The organism is Desulfomarina sp. (assembly GCF_054039375.1).
In genome coordinates, this window is record NZ_JBPLBA010000246.1 from 1 (window position 1) to 6,121 (window position 6,121).

Here is a 6,121-nt window from a genome sequence, read left to right on the forward strand (position 1 = left end):
CTCAGATGCCCTACTCCTACCGGTGCAGCAACAGCAATTCTTCCCGATGGAGGAGAGCTTTGCAAAATCCTGAAATTGTTGAAAAGACGAATGGGTTTTCGCATCCTCTCCAAAATTGAAAACCTGGAGATGCAACTTGACGGCCGGGTCAAAATACTCGGTACTTTAGATCAAAAATTTGAAAATCTTGAATTGCGGTTGAATTTGGGAAAGACTTACCTGGTTCAGGCAATGTCGACCCTGTTGAGTACAAAAAAGAATTTGTTTTCCAGGAGCTTACAGCTTTTTGAACAAAACAGTCCTCTGTCCAAACTGATGGCGAGAAAACAGACTCTCAGGCTGGCCACATCCCGGCTTGTCAATGGCATGGAAATGTTTATACAGAGCAGGGAAACGAGATTCGCGAGAACCGCTGCCGTTCTTAACAGTGTCAGCCCCCTGGCCACTCTTGCACGGGGATACGCAATAGTCACCAGACAGGAGAATGAACCAGGAGTAAGGAAAGTGGTAACCCATTCAGGGGAAGTGTCCCCGGGTGAACAACTTGAGATCCTGCTCCATCGAGGGACAGTGGAATGTGAAGTAACAGAAATACATGCCCCCACTTCTAAGGACTCCCCATCTGCTGAATACTCCATAAAGGGCAAACAGACAGATGGAGAGGAAAAATAAAAGGTATATTGAGGTTAGAGCAGTTCGAGTCCGGAAAAGAAATAACTGATTTCAAATGCTGCAGTTTCAGGCGCATCTGAACCGTGTGTCGCATTCTCTCCGAGTGAGGCACCAAACTCTTTCCGCAGCGTTCCTTCTGCGGCATCAGCGGGATTTGTCGCCCCCATGAGATCCCTCCATTTCTGGATAGCATTTTCCGCTTCAAGTACCATAACAATACAGGGGCCACTCGACATGAACTCAGTCAGTTCGTCAAAAAAAGGTCTGTCCTTATGCACATAATAAAACCCCTCAGCTTCAACCTTACTGAGATAGAGTTTTTTTAATCCGACTATTTTAAATCCTTCCTCGTAAATCCTGCTGATAATCTTGCCACTGTTGCCATCGGCAAACGCATTCGGTTTGATGATTCCGAACGTTCTTTCCATTTTTACCTCCAATTGATTATTATTTTCCTGACTCATTTCCGTCAGACACCGGGCAGTCACCTTTTTGTGTAATTGCTCACAGGTACCCCAGCTCTGTGAAAAATCACGACTCCTCCTGTCCCGGAAACTTATTCATCCGGGCTGACAAGATTCAACGAATATTCACCGTTGTTACTTTTTCTCAGCAGATATTCGACTTCATCATTGATTGACTTGAGAGTCACAGTAAGTCCTTCAGTGGATTCCCCACGAATTGCATCTTTTATCCGGTCTCCCCATTCCCCCAGCTTTTTATTATCAATACACCTGACATCATTTTCTTTGGACCATTCGGTTCCTATCAGAATACCGAGTCGCTGAATATATTTTCTTACTTCAACACGTTTTTCCGGTGGAAAATGACTGAGAATATCCTTGGATATAGCTCTCCAGCCGTCAAAAAAAAGTACGCCTTCATTAAATTTTTCGTACCATTTTCGCTGCTCCTCATTGAGTCCTTTCAATATTTCCGGACTGATATGAAGCAGATCATCAGATGCGGTCAGGTTTTCAGTTCCTGTATCTATACCGGCCGGAATCTCATCGGCATACGATAAAGGGAGATTTGCAGCGAATACAAAAAAGAAAAGAATAAAAAATATATTTCCGGTTACTTTAAAAATATCCATAACATACGTAAAACCAGCAATAAGACGACAAAGAGGAAATACCCGACAATTATAAAAGTATTACATTTTTTAATATCGCCAGGTTCTATATCCCTCAGTTTATCACCAATAACCGGCTTTTCAACAGGGGCACCAAAATATGTTGACGTCCCGCCAAGAAAAAAACCAAATGCCCCTGCGACAACCGCCTCCGTGTGACCAGCGTTCGGACTTGCGTGGGCAAGTCTGTCTCTGGAAAATATTCGCAAAGCCCCTCTGTAATCCAATTTTAAAATAAATGCAGCAAGAATAAGTATCACTCCACTTATTCTTGCCGGTAAAAAATTACATATATCATCAAGTTTAGCGGCAATTCTCCCAAATCGCTCATATTTTTTATTTTTATAGCCGATCATTGAATCCATGGTATTGACGGCTTTATAGAGCATCGCCCCGACAGCAGACCAACCGATTGCCGGCAGCGCCAGACAGCCGGAAAAGATGCTGAAAACCACGGCGTAAAAAAAAGGAGCCGTCATACCGTCCACCATGTTTTCTGCAACAGTTTCCACACAGGCTCTGCTTATTTCTTCCTGATCAAGAGAATCTGTATCCCTGCCGACTATTCTGGCTATGGCTTTTCTCGCCCCCTCAAGATCATTTTTATCTGTAAGTTCACGAAACACTTCTTCACTGTGCCTGACAAGGTCTTTTACGGCAAAACTAAAGTACAGAAGAATTACAGCAACACATGTGGTTACAGGACCGCCCAGCGAATTGGCAGAAAGCAGCAGAATCAGTGTGGTACCACCTGTAACTGCCAGAACGATCAATACGGTAATAAAACCTGCCGGAATCTCATTTGTGAACAGACGCCTGGTCAATTTTTCCATAACTGTACAGAGCCTTCCGATCAATCTGACGGGATGTGGGAACCATCTCGGATCACCGAAAAACAGATCAAGTGCTATGGCTGCCAGAATCTGAAAAGAATAGATCATATCGTGATTCCTCACAGGGAGAGCAACCTGTAAATACCATCTATATCCAGATTTTCCCTCAGACAATCGGCAAGGCGGTCAAACGAGCTTTCCAGATCATAGGGGGCCAGGATCCGGCCAACCGGTTTCAGCCCTTTTCTCTGGCGCAGTCTGTCAATAAACCATCTCCTGAATTCGTCCTCATCAAAAACACCATGGAGATAACACCCCCAGATACGATCACCCAACGAACTTGTTCCACATGCTGAGGAATCCTCAAAAGAGATAAGCGGTCTTTCGGCTTCCGTGGAAATGCCATGGTGTATTTCATAACCGGAAACCGCACAACCCGACGGGTTGTGTACTCCTCTTTTACGGATAAGGTTCTTTTCCTTTTCTATGGTGGTTTCCAGCGGCAGAAGGCCAAGTCCATCCACTTTTCCTGCCGTGGATTCAATCTGAAAGGGATCTGAAATAAGTCTTCCAAGCATCATATAGCCACCACATATACCGACAATCTCGCAGCCGTCTTCATCTGCCCTGCGGATGATCTCGAAAAAACCTTCTGAGCGCATGAATTCCAGATCATGGATGACATTTTTAGATCCTGGAAGGATTATGGCCTCAGGTTTCCCCACGTCAGCAGCCCTGTCCACCACCCGGAGGTGCACATCCGGTTCATCAAGAAAAGGTTCAACATCAGTAAAATTGGATATATGGGGCAGGTTCAAAAGGACAATCTCGACACTTTCCCCACCATCCTTTTCCCTGTTGAACAGGCCTTTTTTAAAGGAAACTGAATCCTCCTCCGGCAGGCCCAGGTGACTCAGGTAGGGAATAACGCCGAAAACTTCACGCCCTGTGTGCTCCCTTACATAGGTGTGTGCTGATGCCAGCAGGGAAGCCTGTCCCCTGAACTTATTGACAATAAATCCGGCAACCAGACGTCGCTCCCACTGGGCGAGAACCTCCATGATTCCAACAAACGAGGCATAGACCCCTCCCCGGTCAATATCACCCACCAGGAGAACCGGAGATTGCGCATAGTGCGCCATTTTCATATTGACAATATCATCCGCCTTCAGGTTCACTTCTCCCGGTGATCCCGCACCCTCCAGGACTATAACGTCATACTCCCGGGCAAGACTGTCGTAGCAATCGCATACGGTTGCCCAGCATTCAGGTTTATAGCTGTTATATTCCAGTACAGACATATTCCCTACCGGTTGTCCCGCCACAATGATCTGACTGCCCGTATCCGAATTCGGTTTAAGCAGAACAGGGTTCATCCGACAGTCAGGATCAATACCGGCAGCCTGGGCCTGGACGACCTGTGCCCGCCCCATTTCATCTCCTTTCATGGTCACAAAGGAATTCAGAGACATATTCTGTGCCTTGAACGGGGCCACACTGAAACCGTCCTGACGAAGAATTCGACATAACCCGGCAGTGAGAATCGATTTTCCAGCATCGGAACAGGTACCCTGGAACATTATAGAACGCGATTTATTCACCCTCGCCTTCTTTTTTCTGCCTGGTGAAAAAAACAGTTCAAAAACCCTGAGAAGTCTGTCATTTTCACCGGCTGTCCTCACGGCGATGCGGAAATAGGAATCATCAAGCCCTTTATAATTATCACAGGGGCGAATCAGAAGGTTATTCTTTTCGCAGAACCCTGCGAGTTCACTGCTTCTTCGCCCATGGGTGAGCTTCATGAAAATGAAATTGGCCCCGGCTCCGCATAACTTCAGTCCCGGGAACAACCTCAATTTTTTCTGCAGATCCTTTGAAAGCCGGTGACATATCTCCCGACTCTTCTGCTGATAGTCCCTGTCTGAAAGGGCTCTGGCTCCAACTTTCTGGGCAAAGGTGTTGACCGTCCATGGGGGGATATTTTTTCGTACTTCTTTCACTATGCCGACAGGAAAGACGCCAAATCCGAGACGCAGACCAGGGACACCATAGAATTTTGTCATTGAGTGGAGGGTGATAATATTGGCGGCCGTGCCTGCCAGGGAGAGGTCCTCACCCATGAAATCAAGAAAAGCCTCATCCAGAACAAAAAAGGTATCGGGAAACTGCTGACAGAGCTGTTTTACTCTTTCACGGTCAGGCAGAATTCCCGTGGGATTATTTGGTGTTCCAAGGATAACAAGCTCACCGGGTCTGATCTCTTCCTCAAGCCTGTCAAAAGACAAATTAAAATGATCTTCCTCCCGCATCTGCAAAGTTCGGACAGCAAGACCGGCCAGTTCAGAGGCTTTGATATAATCCACATAGGAAGGAACCGGAATCAGCGCCCCGGAAACGGGCAGAACCCTCGCCAGCACGTAAAGTAACTCTGTCGTGCCGTTGGCGGCGATGACACATTCGGCATCAATATTCAAGTTTTCAGAGACAGCCTGCACGAATTCACTGTTGTCCGGATCGGGGTAATGAACGACCAGATCAAGTGACGAACTGACCACACTCCTCAACCATTCCGGTGGACCAATGGGATTCATATTGGCACTGAAGTCTATGACTTCACCCTTTCCACTACCGTTATCACGTAAAAACCTGTGAATATTACCACCATGTTCAAATGTCTTCATAACAGAGCCTGTAAAAATCTGTGACACCTGTGAGCAGTTACAGCTCAGAGGCAATAAAATCATAGAACTGCTGCCCCGTGAGCAGTTACGGTTCAGGTCAAAAATGACACAAATGAAATTGCTGTCATCAACTCAACAATTTCGCAGAGTGCCCCAAGTGTATCTCCGGTAGCCCCGCCCAGTTTTTTATTACACAGGTAAAGAAACATGAAAAACACGGGGAAAACGATTAACACAAACCCATTGAAACGATCAGGACCGGCCACCAGCAGCAGGCTGACCGCGAGAATACATCCGGCCGGAACAGCAGCCTTCCTGCTCATGCCTGAGTAAAACAACTCTCCCAGTCCCCCTTCCTCTCTGGCATAACGCTGCAGGGACATGGCGAAAACAATAAAACAGCGCCCGGCCAGGGGCATAAAAAAAACAGCCATGCAGAACCGCTGATCACCCATGGCAACAAGTGCGCTGTATTTCCCAAGCAGCAGAAAAACCACAACCACCACACCCATGGAACCGGTTCTGCTGTCTTTCATGATTTCCAGTGCCCTTTCCCTGGGACGGGCACAGAGCAGTCCGTCCCCGCTGTCCGCAAGACCATCCAGATGCAGACAACCCGAAACAAAAGCGAGAAATCCGAGTATCGCTGCCGCCGCCACCTCAACCGGGAAGACAATCAGAAGAATTCTGGCCAGAAAAAAACCGAGAATTCCTATCATAGCGCCTACCACGGGGAAAAAATAAAGACTGGCCGGAAAATAATCTCCATCCTTCTCATTCTTCCAGGAGACAGGGAAGAT

The 6,121-nt window shown here is 46.9% G+C and carries 6 protein-coding genes; 1 reads left to right on the forward strand and 5 read right to left on the reverse strand.

The features are described 5' to 3' along the window. Nucleotides 1-672 (forward strand): exodeoxyribonuclease VII large subunit (locus tag ACXLDX_RS13600; protein WP_457577731.1); only part of this gene is annotated, 672 nt, incomplete at its 5' end. A gap of 14 nt (nucleotides 673-686) precedes the next feature. Here the strand turns inward: ACXLDX_RS13600 and ndk are convergent. The 5 genes from ndk to cobS all read right to left on the reverse strand — a co-directional run. Then, the gene (gene ndk / locus ACXLDX_RS13605; protein WP_457577732.1) at nucleotides 687-1,100 is read right to left on the reverse strand and encodes a nucleoside-diphosphate kinase; all 414 of its coding nucleotides are present in this window, start codon (nucleotides 1,098-1,100) and stop codon (nucleotides 687-689) included. A 128-nt stretch (nucleotides 1,101-1,228) separates the two neighbouring features. Further along, the gene (locus tag ACXLDX_RS13610; protein WP_457577733.1) at nucleotides 1,229-1,768 is read right to left on the reverse strand and encodes a hypothetical protein; all 540 of its coding nucleotides are present in this window, start codon (nucleotides 1,766-1,768) and stop codon (nucleotides 1,229-1,231) included. Next, nucleotides 1,750-2,748 carry an adenosylcobinamide-phosphate synthase CbiB gene (gene cbiB / locus ACXLDX_RS13615; RefSeq protein WP_457577734.1) on the reverse strand — a complete coding sequence of 333 codons (999 nt, stop codon included), beginning with the start codon at nucleotides 2,746-2,748 and terminating at the stop codon, nucleotides 1,750-1,752. The genes ACXLDX_RS13610 and cbiB overlap by 19 nt, the downstream gene beginning before the upstream one ends. An 11-nt stretch (nucleotides 2,749-2,759) precedes the next feature. Beyond that, the gene (locus ACXLDX_RS13620) at nucleotides 2,760-5,321 is read right to left on the reverse strand and encodes a cobyric acid synthase (RefSeq protein WP_457577735.1); all 2,562 of its coding nucleotides are present in this window, start codon (nucleotides 5,319-5,321) and stop codon (nucleotides 2,760-2,762) included. 92 nt (nucleotides 5,322-5,413) lie between these two features. Further along, on the reverse strand, nucleotides 5,414-6,121 hold a 708-nt coding region (gene cobS / locus ACXLDX_RS13625; protein WP_457577736.1), incomplete at its 5' end, for an adenosylcobinamide-GDP ribazoletransferase.

Excerpts from the sequence above, each read along its gene's own strand:
- ndk (WP_457577732.1), bottom strand. The coding sequence starts at position 1,100 with ATGGAAAGAACGTTCGGAATCATCAAACCGAATGCGTTTGCCGATGGC.
- ACXLDX_RS13610 (WP_457577733.1), bottom strand. The coding sequence starts at position 1,768 with ATGGATATTTTTAAAGTAACCGGAAATATATTTTTTATTCTTTTCTTT.
- cbiB (WP_457577734.1), bottom strand. The coding sequence starts at position 2,748 with ATGATCTATTCTTTTCAGATTCTGGCAGCCATAGCACTTGATCTGTTT.
- ACXLDX_RS13620 (WP_457577735.1), bottom strand. The coding sequence starts at position 5,321 with ATGAAGACATTTGAACATGGTGGTAATATTCACAGGTTTTTACGTGAT.